This is a genomic window from Acinetobacter sp. ANC 4204, assembly GCF_002135205.1.
GTDB lineage: Bacteria > Pseudomonadota > Gammaproteobacteria > Pseudomonadales > Moraxellaceae > Acinetobacter.
Genome location: NZ_NEFZ01000014.1, coordinates 1 through 23,817 on the forward strand (window position 1 = coordinate 1; position 23,817 = coordinate 23,817).

A 23,817-nucleotide genomic window follows, 5' to 3' on the forward strand; every position below is an offset into this window, starting at 1 on the left:
CGACATGATAATTGAGACATCAAAATAGCAATAAATTGATCCCATCGTGTTGCAGATCTTAATTTTTGTCCTTGATGGTATTGTTTTGCAAGACGTTCAAAATCTTGTCTTAAAATGGGTTTGAGTAATTGATGAAATACAGTATTCTGATGTGACAAAACCTGAATCCTTGTAGTTGAAGTGTTTGTTCGCACTTATATTTTAACTACTTTGGACTCAGGTTTTTTTATTTAAGTCTAACTATGGGACAGCAGTGGGCTCGTTAGCCTCTTTTTGAAAGTATTAATAAATTAGTCTTCTGGATAAGCGACTCTTTTCAGTGCTTTAATATCCGCATCTGGTGAGCAGAGTGAAATAAATTCATAGCCATAACCACGTAGTAAGTGACCTTTACGCACGGCAATCCATGTCGTGTTGAGACCAAAAATATCGGTTGGGATTTGTTTTAAACGATAGTCGCGTTCAACATCATAGGCTACATTATTGACAATACCAACGCCCATGTTGAGTTCGACATAGGTTTTAATGACATCGGCATCTAGAGCAGACATGACGATGTCAACATCTACACCAGCATCTTCAAAAGCTTTGTCAATTTTTGAACGGCCTGTAAAACCACCATGGTAAGTAATCAGTGGATATTCCGCCAAGTCTACAATACTAATATTTTGTTTGCTTGCCAGTGGATGGTTTTGTGGGGTAATAATACTGTGCTGCCAATTATAGAATGGTACGCTGGCCAGATTATCTTCTGCGGTGAGTGATTCAGTCGCAATACCAATGTCGGCTTCGCCTTGAAGAAGCATCTCAGTAATTTCTACAGGGCTCGCTTGTTGCAAAATGAGATGAACTTTTGGAAACTCTTTTTTAAATTGATTAACAATAGGCGGCAATACATAACGTGCTTGTGTATGCGTTGTTGCAATTGTTAATGTTCCTTCATCGACACGATTAAAATCATCTGCAAGACGTTTAATATTATCGGCATCGACCAACATACGTTCAACAATACCCAGTAGGGCTTGACCAGGTTCGGTTAAACCGAGTAAGCGTTTTCCTTTACGAATAAACAGTTGAACACCTAATTCATCTTCTAGGTCTTTAATATGCTTACTGACGCCTGACTGAGAGGTGTACAGTGCGGCAGAGGCTTCGGTAAGGTTGAAATTTTGTCTCACCGTTTCCCGAATAATTCTAAGTTGTTGAAAGTTCATATTTTGGATCTCTTTTATCATGAAGCAGGCATTCAACATGCCCCTTCATCTTGGTTTTAAGCCGCAGGTTTTGCAAATAAATGTAAGTTAGAAGGGCTTAACCATACCGTTTGGTTCGGTCTAAATTGGTGTAATCTTGCTTCTTCTGCCGTGAGTGATATTTCAATCAGTTTACCTTGACGATCATGTAATTCAGCAACTACTTTTCCTGCAATCCATAATTCACGAACAAAGGTTGCTTGAATGGCATTGTCTTGAGGCTGCGCATGGATACGTAATTCATCTGGACGGGCAAAGGCGATGACTTCACCAGATGGTGCATTGCGTAAACTGTCTAATTGAATACGGTCTTCACCAATCTGGATTGTGCCTGCATTATTTTGTCCTTCGAAACGGTTTGCTTGACCAAGGAAATCGAATACAAACGGCGTTGCAGGCTTTTCATACACTTCACGTGGTGATCCAATTTGTTCGACATTACCTTTGTTCATTACGATGATTTGGTCTGCAACCTCAAGTGCTTCTTCTTGGTCATGGGTGACAAAGATGGAAGTAATATGTAATTCATCATGCAGTGTACGTAGCCAACGACGGAGCTCTTTACGTACTTTGGCATCTAGTGCTCCAAAAGGTTCATCCAGTAATAGTACACGTGGTTCAACGGCCAAAGCACGTGCCAACGCAATACGTTGACGTTGACCGCCTGAGAGTTGCGCAGGGTAGCGATCTGCCAAAAAGCCCAATTGGACTAGATCCAGCAAACGTGTGACACGTTTTTTAATTTCAGCTTCAGAAGGACGTGTTGAACGTGGTCGTACACGAAGGCCAAAAGCAATATTTTCAAATACAGTCATATGGCGGAACAATGCGTAGTGCTGAAATACAAAACCGACTTCACGTTCACGTACGTGGACATTGGTCGCATCTTCACCTTCTAAGATGACTTGACCGCCATCTGCAGACTCAAGCCCCGCAATGATGCGGAGTAGAGTGGTTTTACCACAGCCTGATGGGCCAAGTAACGCAACCAATTGACCATCAGGAAAATCGAGGGAAATGTTATTCAGCGCATGGAATGCACCAAAGTGTTTTTCAATATTTTTAACTTGAATACTCATGAGGTCATTCCTTTAAACGGTTGAATCATTTTGTTTGTTTTGCTTTTCTTGGCGTAGCTCAACCCATGTTTTTAAAACAAGCGTTACAATCGCTAATAGCGCCAACAGTGAAGACACAGCAAAAGCAGCACTGAAAGTATATTCGTTATAGAGAATCTCAACGTGCAATGGCAAAGTGTTGGTTTCACCACGAATGTGTCCAGAAACTACTGATACTGCACCAAATTCACCCATGGCACGTGCATTACACAGAATGACTCCGTAAATCAGACCCCATTTAATGTTGGGTAGGGTTACTTTCCAGAATGTTTGCCAGCCTGATGCACCAAGGACAATCGCCGCTTCTTCTTCTTCAGTTCCCTGAGCTTCCATTAGAGGAATCAGCTCACGTGCTACAAAAGGAACAGTAATAAAGATCGTTGCCAATACGATGGCAGGAACAGCATAGAGAATCTTGATGTCATGATCCATGAGCCAACCGCCAAACCAACCTTGTGTACCGAAAATCAACACCAGCATTAAACCTGCGATAACAGGTGACACAGAAAAAGGCATATCAATAATCGTGGTTAGGATTGATTTACCACGGAAGTTGAATTTGGCAACACACCATGCTGCTGCAACACCAAATACCACATTCAGTGGAACCGCAATCACAGCAGTTAATAAAGTGAGTTTGACCGCAGATAATGTATCAGGATGAACCAAGGCTTGGGTATAGACGCCCACACCTTGTTTAAAGGCTTCAACAAACACCAAAATCAGCGGTAAGATCAAACAGCTCAGAAAGAACAGCAGAGCAATAGTAATCAGGGTGTAGCGAACCCAAGTGGGTTCACGTGTCGCATCACGCGATTGGAGTTTTTCAGCCAGTGCATTACTGTTGATATTCATCGTGCAGTTCTCCCTGTGCGGCGGCTGGCCCATGCCTGTAACAAGTTAATCAGGAATAAAATAGCGAATGACAGCACTAACATGACGACAGCAATCGTGGTTGCACCTGCATAGTCATATTCTTCTAGACGCGAAATAATCATGAGTGGCGCAATTTCAGTTTTGAAAGGCTGATTGCCTGCAATAAAGATCACCGAGCCGTATTCACCGACCCCACGTGCAAATGCCAAAGCAAAACCCGTGATAAGTGCTGGAAATAAAATCGGAAAAATGACTTTCGTGACAATTTGCAGACGGTTTGCACCCAATGCCGATGCTGCTTCTTCTAACTCAGTTTCCAAGTCGCTCAGTACAGGTTGGACGGTACGAACTACGAAAGGAATACCAATAAAAATAAGGGCTAGAGTAATCCCAATTGGAGTGTATGCCACTTGAATCCCTAAAGGCTCAAGATACTGACCAATCCAGCCTGTAGGCGCATAAAGACAAGTCAGTGCAATACCTGCAACCGCAGTGGGTAAGGCAAAAGGCAAATCGACCAAAGCATCGACAATACGTTTGCCCGGGAAGCTATAACGAACCAAGCACCATGCTAGTAATAAACCAAAGACCACATTAATAAACGCAGCAATTAATGCAGCACTAAAACTGAGCTGTAGAGATTTTAAGATGCGTTCTGAGCTTAAAATTTCCCATAAACCATCCCAACCGATGCCTAAGGATTTAATAAAAACGGCAGACAACGGAATCAAAACAATTAATGACAGATATGCTAGGGTAAAGCCTAGAGAAAGACCAAATCCTGGCAGCACTCGGGATCGCTGCGACATGATTACTCCTCAAAGAGAGAAGACTGACTCAAAAGTGGTCAGCCCAAATAAAACTAAATTTCGGCACAAACATTATTTGCAGTGTTTAAATAGCAAATTTAAATAAATAATTGCTTTCATTGCGGAAATCGACATTTTTTAGTACATTTTCTGAAATCAAAAAATCATAAATTTCAGGAAATGGACCAAAACCTGATGCAACATTGATATGACCAACTTGACCTAAATTTTTAGGTTTAATTTTCCAAGCTTTAGAAAGTTGCATTGCATCTTCAAAACCTAACCAAGGATCATTTTCACTAATGATCATTTGTGTCGGAACTTGAATTTTAAGGTGGTGAAAGTATTGCTGATAGTCATTTTGACTATCACGTGCAAAACCTAAATCCCCAAAGCGTGCGGGATTAGCTGGCGCAACCAAAACAAGATTTTTAACTTTCTGATTCAGTTCTGGATGCTGAGCTAATGCCGCAACTGTGGTTAAGCATCCAAAGCTATGCGCCACAATTTGGATGGGTTCTGAAACGGACTGCACTGTTTTGACAAATTGTTCAATCCATTCATGGAGTACAGGTTTATTCCAATCCTGTTGCTGTACACGAGAGCACGACTTGAGCTGACGTTGTAACCATGATTGCCAGTGGTCATGTTCACTCCCACCCACGCCCGGTACAATTACAGTATGAATCATGTCGATGCTCCCTTACAGATGTTTACTTGATTCGTTGCTTATTTTGCAGTATTCGCTTTCACGATTTGGTCGTACACACCACCATTTTCAAAGTGTTGTTTTTGTACTTTGGTCCAACCACCAAATTCTTTATCAATGGTCACCAACTTCAACGGTTTGAATGTGGTTGCATATTTTTTCAAGACGCTTGCATTACGTGGGCGATAGAAGTTTTTTGCTGCAATTTCTTGACCCGCTGGCGAATATAAATAGTTCAAATATGCTTTGGCTAAGTTCAGATTGCCGTCTTTTTCTGCATTCTTTTCAACAATAGCAACAGGTGGTTCAGCCAAGATAGACAGTGATGGAGTCACAATTTCAAACTTACCTGGTTGTTCACGAAGTGCTAAATGAGCTTCGTTTTCCCATGCGAGTAAGACGTCTCCAATGCCACGTTCAGCAAAAGTTGTGGTTGCACCACGTGCACCTGAGTCAAGTACTTTGGTATTTTTATAAATTTTACGCACGAATTCTTGTGCCTTGGCATCATTGCCCGCAGGTTGATGCTTTGCCCAAGCCCAAGCGGCTAAATAGTTCCAACGTGCGCCACCAGAAGTTTTTGGGTTTGGTGTGATAATCGCAACATCAGGTTTAACCAAATCACCCCAGTCCTTAATACCTTTAGGGTTACCCTTACGTACGAGGAATACAATTGTTGATGTATACGGGGTCGAGTTATTTGGAAGCTTCTTTTGCCAGTTGGTTGGTAAGAGTTTTGCTTTTTCAGCAATCACGTCAATGTCCGCTGCAAGTGCAAGTGTTACGACATCTGCACCTAAACCATCAATGACTGAACGCGCCTGTTTACCTGAACCACCGTGGGATTGTTTAAAGTTGATGTCTTGTCCAGTACGCTGCTTCCAATATGCCCCAAACTGTTTATTGACATTTTCATACAACTCACGTGTTGGATCATACGAGACATTTAGAAAATCTTTTGCGACTGCGCCAAAAGATGTAACTGAAACTAGCGTTGCTAGTACCCCGATTTTTAACTTCGATAAGCTCATGTGAGACCTCAAATTTTAAGCGTTTTTAAATATGAGCCAAGAATACTGCGAGTCTTATTGCTAAAAAAATAATAAAAAACGAATTTTATATGAATAAAAATGAAAAGAGGTTCTGCGCTGAATTCATTAAACTAAGGCGGATCATTGTTTCAAGGCAAATAGATATGCAATGCTATAAAAATGCAGAAAAAGTCAAACAAATAGAATTATTAGACCGTGCATTTCATTATGGTGATGGATGTTTTACTACGGCAAGAGTTTGTAATGGTGTGATTGAATTAGAGTCATTGCATATAGCTCGTTTGCATTTGGGCTGTGAGCGTTTGCTGTTGTCAGCAGACTTATCTTATATTCAACAAACCATCGAACTTTTCAAACAAGACCATGTAAATTTAAATGGCACTATGAAAATTGTGGTCAGTCGGGGTGAAGGGCAACGAGGTTATAGTTTGCCAACACAGCCTGCGGATGTTTGGGTCTTTTTTTATCCGCAAGCATTAGAAGCGTTGACATACAGTGAAATTGATTCAGGAGTGCTGCAACTTGCGATGGGCTTGAATATGCCACAGTTGGTCGGTGTGAAGAGTTTGAATCGTTTAGAGCAAGTTTTACTCAAGCGTGAGGCAGAGCAGCAAGGCTGGTTGGAAGCATTAGTGACCGATGTACAAGGTTCTGTTGTTGAAGGTGTGAGCAGTAATTGTTTCATTCTGATAAATGATCGGTGGATTAGTCCTGAACTTCGTTATAATGGCGTGCATGGCGTTATGCGCGCAGAAATATTGGCGCGTATGCAACAGCAAGGTATTGCCTGTGAGCTGAGAATGGTTGATATGGAAGAAATTTCACGCTTTCAAAGTGTATTTTTTTGCAATGCCTTGAGCCCTATGAAAATAGCCAAAAGTTTGAACCGTCAGCATTTAGATGTTCAACCATGTATAGATTTGTTTTATCGTCTTCAACTTAATCAGATGCACTAGTATGTCCGCAGCCAAAACCAAATCGAAAAAGAAAATACAACCGCCCAAACGTAAAATCAAAGCTTTGTTATTGATTGCTGTAAGCATCCTTGTTTTAGTGATGGTTGTACTGTGGTCAAGTTTATTTAAGTCCTATCCGATTGAAGGCAAAAAGCAATTACTGGCCATTAATTCAGGCGATACCTATTCTGGTTTTATCGACCGTTTGGCCAAAGATGATATTGCAAATTTTCCGATTATTTTAAAGCTCTATCAAAAGATTTTTATTCATGACACGCTGAAAGCGGGCGTTTATGAAGTACATGAAGGTATGAGTATTCGCCAAGTTTTGGATATGATTTCCAATGTCGATAATGCGCAAATGAACCGTATATTGGTAATAGAAGGCACGACTTTTAAACAACTGGTTGAAGCGTTAAAAAAAGATGTTCTCGTCAAAAAAGAAGTGTCTAATTTGCCCATGGATCAGCTTTTAAAAGCTTTAGAGATTCCTTATGACCATGCAGAAGGACTGTTTGCGCCAGATACTTACTTTTTTGCTAAAGGTGAGTCGGACAAAAAAATCTTAATGGATTTATACAAACGCCAAATGAAAACTTTAGATGAAGCGTGGGCAAACCGTGCGGCAAATTTGCCGTATAAAGACAAATACGAAGCCTTGATCATGGCCTCTATCATTGAAAAAGAAACCAATGTTGATCGTGAACTGGAGCAAGTGTCAGGTGTGTTTGCGCGTCGCCTTCAACTCGGTATGCGTTTGCAAACGGACCCAACCGTGATTTATGGTATGGGGGATAAATATACAGGCAATATTAGCCGCCAAGACTTACGTACGCCAACCGCTTATAATACTTATACCATCAATGGCTTACCGCCAACGCCAATTGCTTTACCAAGTAAAAAAGCCATTGAAGCCACCATGCATCCAGACAACAGCAAAAACATCTACTTTGTTGCAACGGGGAATGGTGGTCACACATTTAGTGAGACTTTGGAGCAGCATAATCAAGCTGTACAAGAATATCTCAGCGTTTTAAAAACCAAGAAAGGTGAATAGATGTTTATTAGTTTTGAGGGCACAGAAGGTGTCGGTAAAACCACACTGATTCGCAAAATTTATGAGCATCTAGAGCAACAAGGCCAACAGGTTGTTTTAACCCGTGAACCAGGCGGTACACCGATGGCTGAGCAAATCCGTGCCTTGTTACTCTCTGTTAATCATGAAGAGTCGATGTCAAATGACACGGAACTATTGTTAATGTATGCAGCACGTGCACAGCATTTACAGCAAGTGATTGTTCCTGCATTGACTGAACAAAAAACAGTACTATGCGACCGCTTTACCGATGCGAGCTTTGCTTACCAATGTGCAGGACGCGGTTTAAGCCAGTCGAAGTTGCAACTCTTGAATGATCACTTTGTGAGTCATATGCCAAATATTACATTTTGGCTCGATGCACCGATTGAAACAGGTATGTCGCGCGCACGTGAACGTGGGGCTTTAGACCGCTTTGAACAAGAAAAAGTCACTTTTTTTGAAAAAGTACGGGCAGGTTATCAGCAGCTCTGGGAGCAGTATCCTGAGCGGGTCAAACGCTTGGATGCGACCCAGTCACCAGAGCAGGTTTTTGCACAAGCGTTGCAATATTTAAACTAAAAACTATCCTGAAATTTCCATTTCGGGATTGTAGTGAAATGAATTTTTCTTTTATAGTCAGTCACAAAGGATTGTAAATAGCAGGGAAAATGAAAAGTAACTTAACCGAAATTGTGGCTTTTTTAGAAAAGGAATTTCCACAAAGTTTAGAAAAATGTTGTATTGAGTCAGTCACTGAGCGTGCTGCAACGGTGCTCTATCAAGTTGATGACCGCGACTTGCGACCAGGCGGTACGGTTTCAGGCCCAACTATGATGACCCTTGCTGACTATGCGCTGTATATTGCTATTTTAGGAGAGATTGGGATAGTCGGTTTAGCTGTGACCACTAATTTGTCGATTAATTTTCTCAGTAAACCTGTTGCGTCAGCAAATATACGTGGTGAGTGTAAACTGATGAAGGTAGGCAAAGCGCTGGTGGTTGGTGATGTGTGGTTATATTCTGTCGGGAAGGATGAGCCGATTGCACATGTGGTGGGCACATATTCTATTCCGCCAAAATCCTAAGATGATAATTTTAAAATAAAAGCCTGATAGTCAGGCTTTTATTAGGGGTTAAATTTAGCTGTTCACTAAAGGTGTTTCAACTTCGAAGTTGGGCGGAGTAAGTACCGTTTTACGCAGTTCATTTGATAGCTCAGGGTAATCTAAAGTGTAGTGTAAACCACGAGATTCTTTGCGTTCCATAGCACAGCGCACGATCATTTCAGAGACTAAAACCAAATTCCGTAGCTCAATTAAGTTCTTACTGACTTGATAATCTTGGTAATACTCGGTAATTTCCCGCTTCAACATTTCAATACGGTGGAGTGCGCGTTCAAGACGTTTTGTGGTGCGGACAATGCCGACATAGTTCCACATGGTCTGACGCAGTTCATCCCAGTTTTGCAAAATCACCACATCTTCATCAGGATTTGTCACTTGGGAATCGTCCCAAGCTGGAGCCGTTGGAGATTGGTAATTTGAATCAAAACTTTTCTCGATGTGTTCCGCAGCACTCATACCATACACAAAACATTCTAAGAGTGAGTTGCTCGCCATACGGTTAGCGCCATGCAAACCTGTATATGATGTTTCACCAATCGCATATAAACCTTGAATGTCAGTTTGACTATGTTCATCAACCACGACACCGCCGCAGGTATAGTGCGCAGCAGGAACTACAGGAATCATTTCCTTGGTAATGTCGATGCCAAGTTCGAGCAAACGTGCATACAAGGTCGGAAAGTGTTCTTTAATGAAACTTTCGGGTTTATGACTAATGTCGAGCCAGACATGACGAATACCTAAGCGTTTGATTTCATAGTCAATGGCACGTGCCACAATGTCGCGGGGTGCAAGTTCAGCGCGCTCATCAAAGCGCAACATAAAGCGTTCACCATCGGGTAGACGCAGATAAGCACCTTCACCGCGCATCGCTTCAGTAATCAGAAAAGAGCGTGCTTGTGGATGATAAAGGCAGGTTGGGTGGAATTGGTTAAATTCCATATTGGCCACGCGGCAGCCTGCTCGAAAAGCCATGGCAATACCGTCACCTGTTGCAATGTCAGGGTTTGAAGTATACAGGTAGGCTTTCATTGCCCCGCCACAGGCTAAAGCAGTGAAAGGTGCTAAAAATGTATGGACTTTTTCAGTCTTTTCATCCAGTACATAAAGACCGAGAGCACGATTATTCTGTTCTTCTAAGCCTAATTTTTGAGAGGTGATTAAATCAATCGCAATATAATTTTCAAAAATAGTGATGTTGTCTTTTTCAATTGCACGTTCAACTAAGGTTGTTGAAATGGCACGGCCTGTAGCATCTGCAGCATGAATAATACGGCGCTGTGAATGCCCACCCTCACGGGTCAGGTGCAATTGTTCTTGATCATCAAGCGTAAATTGCACGCCATGTTTCAGCAGAAAATCAACAGAAGGTTTACCACCTTCAACTGTTTGTTTAACGGCATCAACCTCACAAAGATGAGCACCAGCAATCATGGTGTCATCAATGTGCTGTTCGATAGAATCCGTTTCGTCTAAAACAGCAGCAACGCCACCTTGCGCATAGAAGGTACTTGCATCGGTCAGGTTTGATTTTGCAAGAACAGCAATATTGAAATGTTGAGGCAACGATAAGGCTAAGCTCAGGCCTGCACCGCCACTTCCCACAATAATCACATCAAAATGATGCGTTGTGCTTAAATTAGACATGTCCGTCAGCTAATTTGGAAAAAGTTTGCTAATCACAGCGCTTTTTTCACAAAAAGGCAAGGGCAATATCTATTCAAATTATGGAAAATATAAATAAAGAACTTGTTTTTTAAGCAAAGTTTAAGCATCTGTTTATACAAACATAATAGAACATATTATTACCCAAGATAGACAAACTTTATGCTAAAAACGCTAATACATAAATTGATAACAAACACATAGGTCAATGCTTGATATGAAAAGTCGCGCTATACACACTGTTTTTTTTGCTGTTGCATGCACAATGGCTGCCGTACAAACACAGGCAGCACCTGTTGATTTCTCAAATTTAGTTGAGCAAGTCAGCCCTGCGGTAGTCAGTGTCAATGTTGTAAAGAAAATGACTCAAGAAGAGTTAATGCAACAGCAGATACCTGAAATTTTAAAGCGTTTCTTTGGCAATCAAGTCATTATTCCACAGCAGCAAGCACCGCAAGAAAAAACGGCTTATGGCAGCGCATTTTTTATTAGTAAAGATGGTTACTTGCTGACAAACCACCACGTTGTAGAAGATGCATCGAAAGTCACCATTATGTTTAATGACCGCCGTGAACTGGATGCGACCGTGGTGGGTAGCGATGAACGAACCGATGTGGCCTTACTTAAGGTGAATGGCACAAATTTTCCATCACTCCGTGCCGGTAATGTTGACCAACTGCGTGTAGGCGAACCTGTGCTTGCGATTGGCTCTCCTTTTGGTTTTGATTACTCTGCCTCAGCAGGTATTGTCAGTGCCAAGATGCGTAATATGATGGGGGAAACGTCTGTACCCTTTATTCAAACTGATGTAGCTTTAAACCCTGGGAACTCAGGTGGGCCATTGTTTAATCAACAGGGTGAAGTGGTTGGGGTGAACTCACGTATTTTCAGTGGTACGGGCGGGTATATGGGACTGTCTTTTTCGATTCCTATAGACGTTGCCATGGACATTGCTGACCAACTGAAGAAAACAGGTAAAGTCACACGTTCTTATTTAGGTTTCAATTTACAAGATTTAGACCGCAATTTGGCTGAATCTTATAATTTACCGAAACCAGAAGGTTCACTGATTACCAATGTACAGCCAAATTCACCTGCAGAAAAAGCAGGCTTAAAAGCAGGCGATATTATTTTAAAATTCAATGGAACACCGATTTCACGAACATCTGAATTATTGAATTATTTAAACCGTACTATGCCAAATCAAACGGTACAGTTAGAGATTTTACGTGACGATAAAAGGCGCAATATTTCAGCGACACTGACCACTGCACCAGATGATACACCAGCAAAGTCAGATGCAACTGCACAAGCAAAAGGACCTGTTCTAGGTGTGGCGATTCGTAATTTATCGCCAGTTGAATCATCTCAATTAAAGCTAAAAGGTGGTGTTCTCATTCAAGAAGTGAAGCGTGGTGGAGCAGCTGCACAGGCAGGTATGACCGCTGGAGATGTCGTCACTCGTATTAATAACAAGTTGATTACTGATACCAATGATTTTGTTCAGGCTGTATCTGATTTGAAAAAAGGTCAGGTTGCTCGGGTTGGAATCATTCGACAAGGTACACCAGCCATCTTGGGTATGCGTATCCAATAAATAAGTGTAAAAACCACTCGTAAGAGTGGTTTTTTATTTTTTGCAATTTGATGCTGTCTTTGATTGGCGTACACTGCGACATTCTTCGGGGAAATGGGGATTAGATAGAGTTCTTATGAGTAGTATTTTTGATTTAAATCTTCAGGTACAAGCAGAACATATCGACCAGTTGGGCCATGTGAATAATGTGGTTTATATGCATTGGATGCAGGATGTTGCAACAGCACATATTGATGCTTTGGGTTTGGGCTTAAAAGAGTATATTGAATTAAAACATGCCATGGTTGCGGTTGAGCATCATGTGCAGTACCGAAAAGCTGCATTTGAAGCGGATGAAATCATCTTACGAACATGGTTTGACGATATAAACGCTTTATATTCATCACGCCAGTATGTGTTTTATAGACCTAAAGACAATAGTATTTTATTTGTTGCACAAACCAAGTGGGCATGTGTTGAAATTGAAACGGGACGCCCGAAACGAATGTCACCCGGTTTTACCCAAGCTTACCAACCGCTTGCAAAAGATGTGAATGCCCTAGATTTTTCAATGGATTATTCAAAAAGCTCAGTACGAAGCGAAAAACGTAAAAAAGCGTCTGAGTTGTGAGAAGGAAGCGTATTATTATGGATACTTTGAAAAAACCATCTGCTATAATCTTTCGCAATTTCTATTCGGCTTTTGTTATGCATCGAAATTTGTCTGCATAACGCTTCATTTTGTTCAAGGTAGCCCATGGCGCAAGCTAAAAAATCTGTTGATATTAAAAATATCCGTAACTTCTCGATTATTGCGCATATCGACCACGGTAAGTCGACGCTTGCCGATCGTTTTATTCAGACCTGTGGTGGTTTGCAAGATCGTGAAATGCAAGCACAAGTACTAGACTCCATGGAGCTTGAGCGTGAGCGCGGTATTACTATTAAGGCTGCGTCGGTTACTTTGTATTATACCCATCCAAATGGGCAAGAGTATCAATTGAACTTTATTGATACCCCGGGGCACGTTGACTTTTCATATGAAGTATCACGCTCACTAGCGGCCTGTGAAGGTGCATTGTTGGTTGTAGATGCGGCGCAAGGCGTGGAAGCACAGTCGGTTGCGAACTGTTATACCGCTATTGAACAAGGTCTTGAGGTTCTTCCAGTCCTCAACAAAATTGATTTGCCACAGGCTGAGCCTGAACGTGTGATTCAAGAAATTGAAGACATTATTGGTATTGAAGCGACGGAAGCGCCAACCTGTTCGGCGAAAACAGGGCTTGGGATTGATAGCGTTTTAGAAACATTAGTCAATGTCATTCCTGCACCAGTAGGTGATCGTGATGCGCCATTACAAGCTTTAATTATCGACTCTTGGTTTGATAACTATTTGGGCGTGGTTTCTTTGGTGCGTGTGAAAGAAGGTCGTGTGCGTAAGGGCGACAAGATGTTGATGAAATCAACAGGTCAAACGCACATTATTACTTCTGTGGGTATTTTCAATCCTAAGCATACTGAAACAGACATCCTTGAAGCAGGTGAAGTTGGTTTCGTTATTGCAGGGATTAAAGACATTTTTGGTGCGCCAGTGGGTGATACGATTACCCTTGCAAGCACACCAGAAGTTAAAACTTTGCCAGGCTTTAAAAAAGTAAAGCCACAGGTGTATGCAGGTTTGTTCCCGATTGATTCAAGTGAATTTGAACCATTTCGTGAAGCTTTGCATAAACTCCAGATCAATGATTCTGCGTTATTCTTTGAACCTGAAAGCTCAGATGCTTTAGGTTTTGGCTTCCGTTGTGGCTTCTTAGGCATGCTACACATGGAAATCGTACAAGAGCGTTTAGAGCGTGAGTATGATTTAGACCTCATTTCATCTGCACCGACAGTGATTTACGAAGCGGTGATGAAGAATGGTGAAACGATTTATATCGACAGCCCATCAAAAATGCCAGATGGTTCAACAGTCGAAGATCTACGCGAGCCGATTGCCGAGTGCCATATCCTTGTACCGCAAGAGTATTTGGGTAATGTCATGACTTTGTGTGTGGAGCGCCGTGGTGTGCAAAAAGACATGAAATTTATGGCGAACCAAGTTTCGATTACCTTTGAAATTCCAATGGCCGAAGTGGTGATGGACTTCTTTGATAAATTGAAGTCGTGTTCACGTGGTTTTGCATCCTTAGATTATAATTTTGTCCGTTTTGAAAGTTCATCATTGGTCAAAGTCGATGTTCTAATCAACGGTGAAAAAGTTGATGCCTTAGCCATGATTTGTCACCGTCAAGATGCGCGTCACCGTGGTATCGCACTGGTTGAAAAAATGAAAGATTTGATTCCACGTCAAATGTTTGATGTGGCGATTCAAGCTGCAATTGGTGCACAAATTATTGCTCGTTCCACTGTAAAAGCGATGCGTAAAAACGTCTTGGCTAAATGTTATGGTGGCGATGTTTCTCGTAAGAAGAAACTTCTCTCGAAGCAAAAAGAAGGTAAGAAACGTATGAAGCAAGTGGGAAGTGTAGAAATTCCACAAGAAGCGTTCTTGGCTGTGTTGAAAGTAGAAAGATAATAAGGTAGGACGATAAGCCCATGGATTTTGATTTTAATTTAATACTTGTTCCTGTCACGCTCATATTCTTTTTGGTGTGGTTGCTTGATAAGTTTGTATTCAAGCAGCGAGCGACAAAAGGCAAGGGGAATGAAAATTTTGTCATTACTTGGGCTTATGATTTTTGGCCAGTCCTCGCAATCGTTCTATGCTTACGTTCATTCTTTTATGAACCTTTTAACATTCCTTCAGATTCAATGGTGCCGACATTAGAGACAGGTGATTTCATTTTGGTCAACAAATTTGACTATGGTGTGCGCCTTCCAATTGTGAATAAAAAAGTGATTGATGTTGGGGAGCCTGAGCGTGGGGATGTAATTGTATTCCGTTATCCACCTCAACCAACAATCAGCTATATTAAACGTGTAGTGGGTATTCCAGGGGACCATATTGTTTTTGATCATGGGCAATTAAGTATTAATGGTCAAAAAGTGGCTAAGGTTCCTGTCCAGTTTAGTCGTGAAAAAGACAGTTTGGACACACCAACCTCTATTTATCACAAAGAAACGATTGGCAAGCATACCTTTACCATGCGTGAGTTAGAAGGGGTGAATGTTGCACGACAAGCACCATATATTAACTTTGTAGAAAATGGTAAATACTCTGCTGAAAATGGTTTATATTGGGAAGTGAAAGTAAAAGAAGGTGAGTACTTTGCGATGGGGGATAATCGTGATCAAAGTGCTGACAGCCGCTTTTGGGGGATGGTTCCTGAACAGAACCTGACAGGTCGTGCATTCTACATTTGGATGCATAAGGAACCTGGCTTTAAGCTACCGTCATTTAACCGTAACGGTAGCATTGACTAGTATATCGTTTCGGAAAAATAAAAAATGCGTAAGAATCAACAAGGGGCATCTTATATCGCCATTTTATTTGCAATCATGGGGTTTGCATTTATGGCGAAAGTGGCGATTGCGGTATGGGCTCCATATTTTGATGATCGGATGATCAATAGCCAAATTGAGGAACTATTTCAAAATAGTCCGAAAAATATGCAGCCAGCCGAGTTTGAAAAGCAACTTTCAAAACGTCTGGAAATGAATAACATTCGAGATGTAAAAATTAAAGAGATTATGCAGGTCACCAATACCGAAGGGTTGCAGGTGAAAAAGGAGTATGAAGTAAGAAAACCCTTCTTGCTGAATATAGATTTGGTATTAAAGTTCGAGAAAAGTTTTGATCAAAGCTCAGTCCAAGCTAAGTGAAGCCCGCTTAGCGAGCCGTATCGGTTATCAGTTTAAACAACCTGAATTACTTCAGCTTGCACTGACCCACCGATCGGTGAGCCACAAATACAACTATGAGCGCCTAGAGTTTCTAGGCGATTCTTTGTTAGGGATGATTATTGCAAATTATCTTTATAAAGCTTACCCAACTGAAAATGAAGGACGCTTAACGCGTATGCGTGCGACTTTGGTACGTCAGGAAGCTTTAGGTAAAATTGCAAATGATTTAAAACTCAGCCAGTCGCTCATTTTAAGCACTGGTGAGTTAAAATCAGGTGGACATCATCGTGAGTCCATTCTTGCGGATACGGTTGAGTCGATTATTGGTGCAATCTATGTGGATTGTAGTGATTTAACGGTATTAGAGCCGATTGTGCTAAAATGGTATGAGCCATATTTAGACCATATCGAGCCGACCGATCAACTTAAAGATCCAAAATCACGTTTACAAGAATATCTACAGGCACGAAAAAAAGCTCTCCCAGTTTATGATGTGGTCGATATTCAAGGTGATGCACCGAATCAACATTTCAAAGTGGAATGTAAAGTCGATGGATTGCCTGTTGTAAAAGGTGAAGGTACAAGTCGTCGCTTTGCTGAACAAGCTGCAGCGGCAGATATTTTAAAACTATTGGAGCAGTAATCTGCCATGTCAAATTCTTCCGATCACATTGATGCTGATCACGAGTCGCAAAGCGACAGTAATGATTTAATTAGCCAGTTTTTTAGTGCACAAGGTACCGAAATTCCTTCAGATTTTCGTAGTGGCTTTGTCGCAATTGTTGGTCGTCCAAACGTAGGGAAATCTACGTTGATGAACCATTTGTTGGGTCAGAAATTATCAATTACTTCCCGTAAACCACAAACTACACGTCATAAGATTGTGGGTATTGATTCGCGCTCAAAATCTCAAGCAGTGTTTGTGGATACGCCAGGGATGCATAAGAAAGAAGTTCGCGCCATCAATAAAATGATGAACCGTGCTGCATCTTCTGCATTGCGTGATGTTAACTTGGTATTGTTTGTTTTGGATGCAGACAAGTGGACTCAAAACGATGAACTAGTTTTGGAAAAACTTAAAACCGCAGATATGCCTGTCATTTTAGTGATCAATAAAATTGATACACTTGAAAATAAAAATCATGCATTACCTTTGATTCAAGAGCGCGCAAAACTGATGAATTTTGCGGAAATTGTTCCTGTTTCTGCTCTTCGTGGTGCAAACTTAGATCATTTGCGCGATACGATTGAAAAATATTTACCCTTCCAACCACCATTATATTCATTAGATCAATTAACCGATCGTTCTGAGCGTTTCTTAGCATCGGAAATTATCCGTGAAAAGATTATGCGTCAGTTGGGTGAAGAACTACCTTATGATTTAACTGTACAAATTGAGTCGTTTAAGACGGAAGAGGCGACAGTGAATGAAAAAACAGGTCGTCCAAAACCAGCATGTACTTATATTGATGCAACGATTTTTGTCGATCGCCCAGGTCAAAAAGCCATTGTGATTGGTGAAAAAGGCAGTAAGCTGAAGAAAATTGGGATGGATGCTCGTGTTGACATGGAAAAAATGTTTGAGCAGAAGATCATGCTGACACTTTGGGTGAAGGTTAAAGGCGGCTGGTCTGATGATGAGCGTGCATTAAAAAGCTTAGGTTATAGTGATATCTAAGTTAAAGTAAAACGAATTTTATAGGAATGGTGTTATGGTCAAAGTGTTTGCGGTAATCGCTTGTATGTTATTTTTGCAAGGGTGTATCCACAAAATCGTCACCGTTCCTGTAAAGATCGCTTATAAAACCACTAAAGGCGTGGTAAAAGGAACTGCAGCAGTGGTTGGAGCTGTTATCCCAGATGGGGATGATGAAGACAGTGAAAAGAAAGATAAAAAAGATTAGTTAATTTCTCATGCGCAATGAAGTACTGCATGGTTACTTAATTCACCATAGAAAATACCGTGAACGTAGTCATATTGTGCATTTATTTACCCAAGAGCATGGGCGGGTTGATGGTATTTTAAGACAAACCCCGCCGCCGCAATACCAACCGATCTGTCTGCAGGCTTCGGGTAAATCTGAGCTCAAAAATTTTACAAAACTTGAAATTGTGAATCAGCCGATTTTTTTCTTTGGAGATGCTTTTTTTTCAGGTTTTTATCTCAATGAAATTCTACTCAGGCTCTGTCCACTTGAAGTTCAAATGGAGCAAAGCTTTGCTCAATATGCACATACGCTAACACAGTTACAGCAATTGACGCAGCAAGCCAATCCCAATCAATTTTTAAAACAAATTCTAAGGCAGTTTGAGCACGAACTGCTGGAAGATTTGGGCTATGCTTTAGATTTTTCGACCGATGCCAATCAACTCGAAATACAAGCCTCGCTTAACTATATTTTTCAGTTGAATGAAGGCTTTATTCCTACTGCGCAAGCCTCGCGAGCGACCTTAAATGGACAGCAAATTTTAAGCATGTGCCAATATGAAAAGGGTAGGGATTTTGGTTTGGAACAGTTACAATTACTGACCAAGTTGTATCGACAAATGATTAGCTCGTTGTTAGGCGATCGTCCCTTAAAAAGTCGTCAGTTGTGGATTCAGAACACTCAAACTCAATCGTAATTAGGAAATGAATATGGCTGCATTACTTGGTGTAAATATTGACCACGTAGCAACTTTACGACAAGCGCGTGGAACGTCTTATCCAGATCCAGTCAATGCAGCACTGATCTGTGAGCAAGCAGGGGCGGAAGGGATAACTTTGCATTTACGTGAAGACCGTCGTCATATTCAAGATGACGACGTACGTCGTATGCGCCCAGCGCTAAAAACACGTATGAATTTGGAACTGGCAGTGACAGATGAAATGATTGCATTTGCCAAAGAAATTAAACCGCATCACGTATGTTTCGTTCCTGAAAAACGCCAAGAAGTCACGACCGAAGGGGGCTTGGATGTGGTGGGCCATTTTGATGATGTTAAAGCGGCAACTCAAGCCTTGTCTGAGATTGGCTGTGATGTGTCCTTGTTTATTGATGCTGACTTTGCGCAAATTGATGCAGCGGTTGCTTGTGGTGCGCCAACCATTGAGATTCATACGGGTGCTTATGCTGATGCTGAAACACCTGAAGTTCAGCAACATGAGCTTCAACGTATTGTCAAAGGTGCCGAATATGCAGCATCTAAAGGCTTAGTTGTGAATGCTGGGCATGGACTCAACCTTGAAAACGTGACTCCAATTGCGCAAATTCCACAGATCCACGAATTAAACATCGGACATTCCCTAATTGCGGATGCCATTTTTGTAGGTTTGGAACAAGCGGTGCGTGAAATGAAAGCGGTCATTAAAGCTGCACGTTAATTTTAAAGTTTTAAGATTTAAATATGTCGAATATCAATTATGATGAACTCATGAAGCCCGTCATTGGTTTCTTGGGTTGTGAAACACCAAAAGCTTGGTTGGATGAAGCTATCAATAATCTTGATGTGCTGATGCAAGATCATGCGAATTGTGAAAAAAAAGCAGCAGGCACAGCGATGAACCTGATGTTTCGGTATAGCTTCTTTACCGATTTACAAGTCAAGCTTGCACAATTGGTTCGTGAAGAAATGCTACATTACGAGCAAGTGCTTGAATTTATGAAAAAGCGTGGGCTAGAGTGGAGCAATCTGAGTGCAGGTCGCTATGCGGGTGGTTTGCGTAAAGAAGTACGAACGTATGAGCCTGAAGCTTTAATTGATATTTTAATTATTGGTGCTTTTGTCGAGGCGCGTTCGTGTGAACGTTTCTATGCGTTGGCACCCATGGTGGATGAAGAATTAGGCCGTTACTATCGCTACTTGTTAAAGTCTGAATCCCGTCATTTTGAAGACTATTTGGCTTTGGCTTTAGAAGTTGCACAAACGGGTAAATTGAAAAACCCGAAAGAGGATATTCAAGCGCGTATTGATCATATTCGTAACGTTGAAAAAGAGCTGATTAGTACCTCTGATGATCTGTTTCGTTTCCATAGTGGTGTACCAGTCAAAGTGGCTTAGTCTTTTACTGGTTTTTGAAGTGTATCTCTCATTTTACGTCATGCTAAGCGATGCAAATAAAAGCCCAATCTAGTGAGATTGGGCTTTTATTTTTTATGAGTTAAGGCTTTTTTTCTCAGCTCGATTGATTAGCCATGTTATGAGTAAACCTGGAACCAGAAAGCCTAAAAGTACTAGAAAACCGTGAACGAGAGAGGCCGCAGGCTCTTGTAGGGTTGCTGCGTGTTTCATTGGCGATAGCCATGGAGAAAGTTGAAAAAAGCTGATAACCAACAAGACAGTTGGCCATAAGATGGAAATATGTTCTCTGCCAAAGTTTCTCCATGCATAAAAAATGAGTGCAAGGCTAAACAGACCCTCAAAAATCCATGAACCAGTACCCCATTTTCCCCATAAGCCATAACCCATGTGCTCAGCAGAATATGGATACAGTGCTAAATCCATATTGTGCATAGGCCAATCGGCAAGCCAATGCGAGAAACAAGCGAACCCTGCGATGAGCGCAACACGTTTGTCTTTCCTAAAAAATAAAGCCCAAACGATAGAGAGGATCACAGCCATAACTAGGGAATGATCCCAGTCAATAAACGTTAAATCAAAGAATAAGTAGGGGCCTGCTTGCAGATTTGGTGTGACATGATTTAGACCCAACATGATGAGTAAACCATCAATGATATCGAGAAAACCAACACCGAGCATGATGGGAAGGGTTGGAACTTTTGGGAATTTTGATTTAATGGCTAAACCAATGGCTAAATGTCCGACATACATAATGATTCACCTATCTAGATTGGAGTAGGGTTAAGCTGTTTCTTAAAACGGCATTAATAAAAGAATCATCAACCTTTTTATTTTCAATAAAAATTTGAAAGTAAAAACTTCCTAGCGTCATGCTGATGATGTCATGAATATTTTGTTGTTGCTGGTTTTCAGGGAGTAATCTCTGAAAACTTTGGGCAATGAGTTGGTAACGTGCATGCCATAAATCTTGACGCTTACGAATACTGATTTCATCCTTAATGTTTAATGATGCTTGCAAGAATGAGTGACCAAGTGGGGACTGTAAAAACATTGCAAGTTGCTGCAACATGATTTTAAAGGCATCTATTGGTGCTAATTCTTGCGGTATCTCAATGGAATCTTGGATTTTCTTTGCAATAGCATCCACAATTAAATCATCAAGGGATGACCATCTTCGGTACAGTGTTGTGCGACTAATCCCTGTCAATTTTGATAGTTGCTGTAGGGAAATATTTCCATAGCCTTGACTGAGCAACAGCTCGAATAAAGCCTCATAAATGACCTGTGAATTTGAACGGTCTTGTTCACTGACTAAGGCCTGTTGGCTTTTATTTCGGTATTTCTTTAAAGGTAAGTCGCTCATGCTTAGCTATCTTAATTTTTATATGTAACACATGTTACATTGTGTTTTGGAATTTAGAAAGCTTGTTTTTTGATCTGTTACAAATGTAGATCAAAATTGGAAAAAATACAGAGATTGCTTTTGCAAGGGGCTGACAGCAGAGTTGAACTTATAATCAGGCAAGTATGGTGATGCTGATATTTGGGCAAAAAAAAGCCCACGTCATATTGCGTGGGCTTTCTTGAATTTGGCTCTCCAACCTGGGCTCGAACCAGGGACCTGCGGATTAACAGTCCGTCGCTCTACCGACTGAGCTATTGGAGAATCTGCATGCGATTATAAGGACATTTTATAGTGGGTCAAGTCTAAAATGTCATGTTGCTGTCATTTTTGTTTCGGATGCTTCTAATTTGAACAAAAAAAATATTTTCAAAAAAAATCGTACCGAATTACTTGCAATGTTGAAATGGCGTTGATAGTCTGAATTCAACAACAGAGCGTTTAATTAAAACTTAAACAGTGTGGATTTATCACCAACTTGCCAGCACTAAAATGGCTAAACAGGAGAAAGCGAATGAATACGCTGACAATTTCCGATCTTTTCAATCATCTTTCTGATTATCAAAACCAGTATCTTTCGATCATTTCAGACCCTGAACAGTATTATACGGCTGTAGAATCTGCATATATTGATGTTTGGCCCATAGGTCGCACCGATTTGTATTTAGGTGACTTACTACAGCTTTGGTTTAGTGAACGCTGGTTAATTAGCAGTCCATGTCAGTTATTGTCTGTGCAGACCGAGCGTAGTGTTAAAAAGTCCTTTCAACGTGAACATGATTTATATCTATACCAACTCTCAGGCAGTGCATTGTCTGGAAGTAATCGTTCTAAAGTGTGGTCTGTCTCTGAAGGGAAAAGCTTAGACGTGAGTTTGGATAGTGCATTTAAGTATTATTGTATTTTTAAAGGTGCTCAACGTCCTGAAGCTGAGAAACCATATGCGAACAATTCTTTTAAAACAGCGATCTAGCAGACAGGGATTGATTTGATTGAGCAAAAAGGCACTGAATTCTCAGTGCCTTTGGTTGTTATGGGCGAATAATCATACAAGTGGCAGTGGCATGTGCATATAGTTTGCCATCTTCATCGACAATTTGACCTTCTGAAATGCCTAGGTTTTTACTGATGTTAATGACGTTGCCAATAGCAAGTAACTCTTTATCTTTTGGAATTGGACGACACATTTTAATATTCAGATCAATCGTGCCATAACCTACGCCAGCTTCAAGCATGCTATGTACAGCACAACCTGTAACTGAGTCGAGCACTGTTGCAGCAAATCCACCATGCACGCCACCTAGTGGATTTAAATGACGATGATCCGCTTTTGCTTTAAAGCTAATTTTCCCTTCTGACACTTCATAAGGCTGCATGGGAATGGTTTCACTAATGCTCGCGGGTGGAATATTTCCAGTACACATAGCTTGTAGAAGTTGTAGTCCAGTCATTTCTTTAGGGTTCATTATGGCTTCCTTTGTATTATTAAGTTCCTTTTTGGAACTTAATAGGAAAATAATCAAAATTTAATCATTAGGTCAATATTAGATTGTGAGCTGATCAGTAAAAAACTTATAGAAATCCCTTATATTGAGATTGCTAAGAGAGATGGTTGAGCTTCAGGGGCGTTATATTCCTGAATTTGCAGATGATGGTCTATCGAGTTTTATGAATCAGTGAATTAAAGAAGCTAATTGTTTCAAAAATAATGCATAAGTTTTAGGCATCGGAACACTTTTGATTTATATATGGAATAAACAATATTTTGATGCCGATTGACATCGTATTTTAATAATCAAGGAAATAATAATGAATGTATCTTGCTTATGCGGTAAAACCAAATTCCAAGCTGAGCTTAAAAATCATGATGTACATGCTTGTCATTGTTCGATGTGTCGTCAACAGTCGAGTGGTGTACTCATGAGCATTGATGTCGAACCAAGTAGTTTAACATTCCAAGACCAATCATATTTAAAGCTGTTTCAGTCGTCTGAATGGGGAGAGCGTGGTTTTTGTAGCGAATGTGGCACGTCACTTTTTTGGCGTACTCAAGATGGGAGCTATTGTAATATCAATGTATTTGCTATGGACGAGCAGCCGAAAGACTTAAAGCTTAGTACGGAGATTTATATTGATAACAAACCTGACTTTTACCAATTTAAGTATTCTACAGAACAGCTCACGGAAGCAGATGTTATTGCCTTATTTTCCCCAAATGAAAAAGAAAGATAGTTGTCGGTTGTATAGAGCTTGAAATTTACATCAATATTCCTGATAAGTTGAATGAGAAAATC

At 40.8% G+C, this 23,817-nt stretch carries 28 protein-coding genes and 1 tRNA gene; 17 read left to right on the forward strand and 12 right to left on the reverse strand.

Features of this window, described 5'->3' with window-relative positions; genetic code table 11:
- The 7 genes from B9T36_RS18185 to B9T36_RS18215 form a co-directional block, all read right to left on the reverse strand.
- The coding region (locus tag B9T36_RS18185; RefSeq protein WP_139841375.1) for a DUF4372 domain-containing protein at window positions 1-158 on the reverse strand (158 nt) is incomplete at its 3' end.
- A 132-nt stretch (window positions 159-290) separates the two neighbouring features.
- Window positions 291-1,214, reverse strand: a complete 924-nt coding sequence (locus B9T36_RS18190) for a CysB family HTH-type transcriptional regulator (RefSeq protein ID WP_086210834.1) — start codon at window positions 1,212-1,214, stop codon at window positions 291-293.
- Window positions 1,215-1,270: 56 nt separating this feature from the next.
- Window positions 1,271-2,332 carry a sulfate/molybdate ABC transporter ATP-binding protein gene (locus tag B9T36_RS18195; RefSeq protein ID WP_086210835.1) on the reverse strand — a complete coding sequence of 354 codons (1,062 nt, stop codon included), beginning with the start codon at window positions 2,330-2,332 and terminating at the stop codon, window positions 1,271-1,273.
- A 12-nt stretch (window positions 2,333-2,344) separates the two neighbouring features.
- A complete protein-coding gene (gene cysW / locus B9T36_RS18200; protein WP_086210836.1) occupies window positions 2,345-3,226 on the reverse strand; it encodes a sulfate ABC transporter permease subunit CysW in 882 nt (293 codons plus the stop codon).
- Window positions 3,223-4,056, reverse strand: coding sequence for a sulfate ABC transporter permease subunit CysT (cysT, locus tag B9T36_RS18205; protein ID WP_086210837.1), 834 nt, complete (start codon window positions 4,054-4,056; stop codon window positions 3,223-3,225). Before cysT ends, cysW begins: the two co-directional genes overlap by 4 nt.
- A gap of 85 nt (window positions 4,057-4,141) precedes the next feature.
- Entirely contained in the window at window positions 4,142-4,747 is a 606-nt protein-coding gene (locus tag B9T36_RS18210; RefSeq protein ID WP_086210838.1) for an RBBP9/YdeN family alpha/beta hydrolase, read from the reverse strand.
- A 38-nt stretch (window positions 4,748-4,785) separates the two neighbouring features.
- Window positions 4,786-5,796, reverse strand: coding sequence for a sulfate ABC transporter substrate-binding protein (locus B9T36_RS18215; protein WP_086210839.1), 1,011 nt, complete (start codon window positions 5,794-5,796; stop codon window positions 4,786-4,788).
- 164 nt (window positions 5,797-5,960) lie between these two features.
- On the opposite strand from B9T36_RS18215, the gene pabC reads away from it, so the two are divergent.
- The 4 genes from pabC (at window position 5,961) to B9T36_RS18235 (ending at window position 8,936) form a co-directional block, all read left to right on the forward strand.
- Window positions 5,961-6,773 carry an aminodeoxychorismate lyase gene (gene pabC / locus B9T36_RS18220; protein ID WP_086210840.1) on the forward strand — a complete coding sequence of 271 codons (813 nt, stop codon included), beginning with the start codon at window positions 5,961-5,963 and terminating at the stop codon, window positions 6,771-6,773.
- A gap of 1 nt (window position 6,774) precedes the next feature.
- Entirely contained in the window at window positions 6,775-7,830 is a 1,056-nt protein-coding gene (mltG, locus tag B9T36_RS18225; protein ID WP_086210841.1) for an endolytic transglycosylase MltG, read from the forward strand.
- Window positions 7,831-8,430: a dTMP kinase gene (gene tmk / locus B9T36_RS18230; RefSeq protein ID WP_086210842.1), complete on the forward strand. Its 600-nt coding sequence runs from the start codon at window positions 7,831-7,833 to the stop codon at window positions 8,428-8,430. It begins immediately after the preceding gene.
- A gap of 89 nt (window positions 8,431-8,519) precedes the next feature.
- Complete coding sequence (locus B9T36_RS18235) at window positions 8,520-8,936, forward strand: PaaI family thioesterase (protein ID WP_086210843.1); 417 nt, start codon at window positions 8,520-8,522, stop codon at window positions 8,934-8,936.
- 54 nt (window positions 8,937-8,990) lie between these two features.
- On the opposite strand, the gene nadB is transcribed toward B9T36_RS18235, so the two are convergent.
- The gene (nadB, locus tag B9T36_RS18240; RefSeq protein ID WP_086210844.1) at window positions 8,991-10,622 is read right to left on the reverse strand and encodes an L-aspartate oxidase; all 1,632 of its coding nucleotides are present in this window, start codon (window positions 10,620-10,622) and stop codon (window positions 8,991-8,993) included.
- A 235-nt stretch (window positions 10,623-10,857) separates the two neighbouring features.
- On the opposite strand from nadB, the gene B9T36_RS18245 reads away from it, so the two are divergent.
- The 11 genes from B9T36_RS18245 (at window position 10,858) to B9T36_RS18295 (ending at window position 20,100) form a co-directional block, all read left to right on the forward strand.
- A complete protein-coding gene (locus B9T36_RS18245) occupies window positions 10,858-12,237 on the forward strand; it encodes a trypsin-like peptidase domain-containing protein (protein ID WP_086210873.1) in 1,380 nt (459 codons plus the stop codon).
- Window positions 12,238-12,352: 115 nt separating this feature from the next.
- Window positions 12,353-12,847 (forward strand): acyl-CoA thioesterase, encoded by a 495-nt coding sequence (locus B9T36_RS18250; RefSeq protein WP_086210845.1) that lies wholly within the window; start codon window positions 12,353-12,355, stop codon window positions 12,845-12,847.
- 126 nt (window positions 12,848-12,973) lie between these two features.
- The gene (lepA, locus tag B9T36_RS18255; protein ID WP_086210846.1) at window positions 12,974-14,791 is read left to right on the forward strand and encodes a translation elongation factor 4; all 1,818 of its coding nucleotides are present in this window, start codon (window positions 12,974-12,976) and stop codon (window positions 14,789-14,791) included.
- A gap of 20 nt (window positions 14,792-14,811) precedes the next feature.
- Window positions 14,812-15,639, forward strand: coding sequence for a signal peptidase I (lepB, locus tag B9T36_RS18260; RefSeq protein ID WP_086210847.1), 828 nt, complete (start codon window positions 14,812-14,814; stop codon window positions 15,637-15,639).
- Window positions 15,640-15,663: 24 nt separating this feature from the next.
- Window positions 15,664-16,038, forward strand: a complete 375-nt coding sequence (locus B9T36_RS18265) for a DUF4845 domain-containing protein (RefSeq protein WP_086210848.1) — start codon at window positions 15,664-15,666, stop codon at window positions 16,036-16,038.
- On the forward strand, window positions 16,010-16,702 hold the full coding sequence (rnc, locus tag B9T36_RS18270) for a ribonuclease III (protein WP_086210849.1): 693 nt from the start codon (window positions 16,010-16,012) through the stop codon (window positions 16,700-16,702). Before B9T36_RS18265 ends, rnc begins: the two co-directional genes overlap by 29 nt.
- A 6-nt stretch (window positions 16,703-16,708) precedes the next feature.
- A complete protein-coding gene (era, locus tag B9T36_RS18275; RefSeq protein ID WP_086210850.1) occupies window positions 16,709-17,737 on the forward strand; it encodes a GTPase Era in 1,029 nt (342 codons plus the stop codon).
- Window positions 17,738-17,771: 34 nt separating this feature from the next.
- Window positions 17,772-17,963 (forward strand): NF038104 family lipoprotein, encoded by a 192-nt coding sequence (locus B9T36_RS18280; protein WP_086210851.1) that lies wholly within the window; start codon window positions 17,772-17,774, stop codon window positions 17,961-17,963.
- 10 nt (window positions 17,964-17,973) lie between these two features.
- Complete coding sequence (gene recO, locus B9T36_RS18285; protein ID WP_086210852.1) at window positions 17,974-18,684, forward strand: DNA repair protein RecO; 711 nt, start codon at window positions 17,974-17,976, stop codon at window positions 18,682-18,684.
- 13 nt (window positions 18,685-18,697) lie between these two features.
- Window positions 18,698-19,423 (forward strand): pyridoxine 5'-phosphate synthase, encoded by a 726-nt coding sequence (pdxJ, locus tag B9T36_RS18290; RefSeq protein ID WP_086210853.1) that lies wholly within the window; start codon window positions 18,698-18,700, stop codon window positions 19,421-19,423.
- 23 nt (window positions 19,424-19,446) lie between these two features.
- Window positions 19,447-20,100: a tRNA-(ms[2]io[6]A)-hydroxylase gene (locus B9T36_RS18295; protein ID WP_086210854.1), complete on the forward strand. Its 654-nt coding sequence runs from the start codon at window positions 19,447-19,449 to the stop codon at window positions 20,098-20,100.
- Between the two features lie 93 nt (window positions 20,101-20,193).
- On the opposite strand, the gene B9T36_RS18300 is transcribed toward B9T36_RS18295, so the two are convergent.
- From B9T36_RS18300 to B9T36_RS18310, 3 genes are all read right to left on the reverse strand, one after another.
- Window positions 20,194-20,871 (reverse strand): hypothetical protein, encoded by a 678-nt coding sequence (locus tag B9T36_RS18300; RefSeq protein ID WP_086210855.1) that lies wholly within the window; start codon window positions 20,869-20,871, stop codon window positions 20,194-20,196.
- Window positions 20,872-20,881: 10 nt separating this feature from the next.
- The gene (locus B9T36_RS18305) at window positions 20,882-21,484 is read right to left on the reverse strand and encodes a TetR/AcrR family transcriptional regulator (protein ID WP_086210856.1); all 603 of its coding nucleotides are present in this window, start codon (window positions 21,482-21,484) and stop codon (window positions 20,882-20,884) included.
- A gap of 227 nt (window positions 21,485-21,711) precedes the next feature.
- A tRNA-Asn gene (locus tag B9T36_RS18310) sits at window positions 21,712-21,787 on the reverse strand.
- 250 nt (window positions 21,788-22,037) lie between these two features.
- Here B9T36_RS18310 and B9T36_RS18315 point away from each other — a divergent pair.
- Window positions 22,038-22,496 carry a hypothetical protein gene (locus B9T36_RS18315; protein ID WP_086210857.1) on the forward strand — a complete coding sequence of 153 codons (459 nt, stop codon included), beginning with the start codon at window positions 22,038-22,040 and terminating at the stop codon, window positions 22,494-22,496.
- 58 nt (window positions 22,497-22,554) lie between these two features.
- Here the strand turns inward: B9T36_RS18315 and B9T36_RS18320 are convergent, their stop codons facing one another.
- Window positions 22,555-22,992 (reverse strand): PaaI family thioesterase, encoded by a 438-nt coding sequence (locus B9T36_RS18320; protein ID WP_162900268.1) that lies wholly within the window; start codon window positions 22,990-22,992, stop codon window positions 22,555-22,557.
- 340 nt (window positions 22,993-23,332) lie between these two features.
- Here B9T36_RS18320 and B9T36_RS18325 point away from each other — a divergent pair, with 340 nt between their 5' ends.
- A complete protein-coding gene (locus B9T36_RS18325; RefSeq protein WP_086210859.1) occupies window positions 23,333-23,755 on the forward strand; it encodes a GFA family protein in 423 nt (140 codons plus the stop codon).
- Window positions 23,756-23,817: the final 62 nt, after the last annotated feature.

Bases quoted from the DNA above. Each gene is read 5' to 3' on its own strand.
- B9T36_RS18190 (WP_086210834.1), bottom strand. From the start codon at position 1,214: ATGAACTTTCAACAACTTAGAATTATTCGGGAAACGGTGAGACAAAAT.
- B9T36_RS18195 (WP_086210835.1), bottom strand. From the start codon at position 2,332: ATGAGTATTCAAGTTAAAAATATTGAAAAACACTTTGGTGCATTCCAT.
- cysW (WP_086210836.1), bottom strand. From the start codon at position 3,226: ATGAATATCAACAGTAATGCACTGGCTGAAAAACTCCAATCGCGTGAT.
- cysT (WP_086210837.1), bottom strand. From the start codon at position 4,056: ATGTCGCAGCGATCCCGAGTGCTGCCAGGATTTGGTCTTTCTCTAGGC.
- B9T36_RS18210 (WP_086210838.1), bottom strand. From the start codon at position 4,747: ATGATTCATACTGTAATTGTACCGGGCGTGGGTGGGAGTGAACATGAC.
- B9T36_RS18215 (WP_086210839.1), bottom strand. From the start codon at position 5,796: ATGAGCTTATCGAAGTTAAAAATCGGGGTACTAGCAACGCTAGTTTCA.
- pabC (WP_086210840.1), top strand. From the start codon at position 5,961: ATGCAATGCTATAAAAATGCAGAAAAAGTCAAACAAATAGAATTATTA.
- mltG (WP_086210841.1), top strand. From the start codon at position 6,775: ATGTCCGCAGCCAAAACCAAATCGAAAAAGAAAATACAACCGCCCAAA.
- tmk (WP_086210842.1), top strand. From the start codon at position 7,831: ATGTTTATTAGTTTTGAGGGCACAGAAGGTGTCGGTAAAACCACACTG.
- B9T36_RS18235 (WP_086210843.1), top strand. From the start codon at position 8,520: ATGAAAAGTAACTTAACCGAAATTGTGGCTTTTTTAGAAAAGGAATTT.
- nadB (WP_086210844.1), bottom strand. From the start codon at position 10,622: ATGTCTAATTTAAGCACAACGCATCATTTTGATGTGATTATTGTGGGA.
- B9T36_RS18245 (WP_086210873.1), top strand. From the start codon at position 10,858: ATGAAAAGTCGCGCTATACACACTGTTTTTTTTGCTGTTGCATGCACA.
- B9T36_RS18250 (WP_086210845.1), top strand. From the start codon at position 12,353: ATGAGTAGTATTTTTGATTTAAATCTTCAGGTACAAGCAGAACATATC.
- lepA (WP_086210846.1), top strand. From the start codon at position 12,974: ATGGCGCAAGCTAAAAAATCTGTTGATATTAAAAATATCCGTAACTTC.
- lepB (WP_086210847.1), top strand. From the start codon at position 14,812: ATGGATTTTGATTTTAATTTAATACTTGTTCCTGTCACGCTCATATTC.
- B9T36_RS18265 (WP_086210848.1), top strand. From the start codon at position 15,664: ATGCGTAAGAATCAACAAGGGGCATCTTATATCGCCATTTTATTTGCA.
- era (WP_086210850.1), top strand. From the start codon at position 16,709: ATGTCAAATTCTTCCGATCACATTGATGCTGATCACGAGTCGCAAAGC.
- B9T36_RS18280 (WP_086210851.1), top strand. From the start codon at position 17,772: ATGGTCAAAGTGTTTGCGGTAATCGCTTGTATGTTATTTTTGCAAGGG.
- recO (WP_086210852.1), top strand. From the start codon at position 17,974: ATGCGCAATGAAGTACTGCATGGTTACTTAATTCACCATAGAAAATAC.
- pdxJ (WP_086210853.1), top strand. From the start codon at position 18,698: ATGGCTGCATTACTTGGTGTAAATATTGACCACGTAGCAACTTTACGA.
- B9T36_RS18295 (WP_086210854.1), top strand. From the start codon at position 19,447: ATGTCGAATATCAATTATGATGAACTCATGAAGCCCGTCATTGGTTTC.
- B9T36_RS18300 (WP_086210855.1), bottom strand. From the start codon at position 20,871: ATGTATGTCGGACATTTAGCCATTGGTTTAGCCATTAAATCAAAATTC.
- B9T36_RS18305 (WP_086210856.1), bottom strand. From the start codon at position 21,484: ATGAGCGACTTACCTTTAAAGAAATACCGAAATAAAAGCCAACAGGCC.
- B9T36_RS18315 (WP_086210857.1), top strand. From the start codon at position 22,038: ATGAATACGCTGACAATTTCCGATCTTTTCAATCATCTTTCTGATTAT.
- B9T36_RS18325 (WP_086210859.1), top strand. From the start codon at position 23,333: ATGAATGTATCTTGCTTATGCGGTAAAACCAAATTCCAAGCTGAGCTT.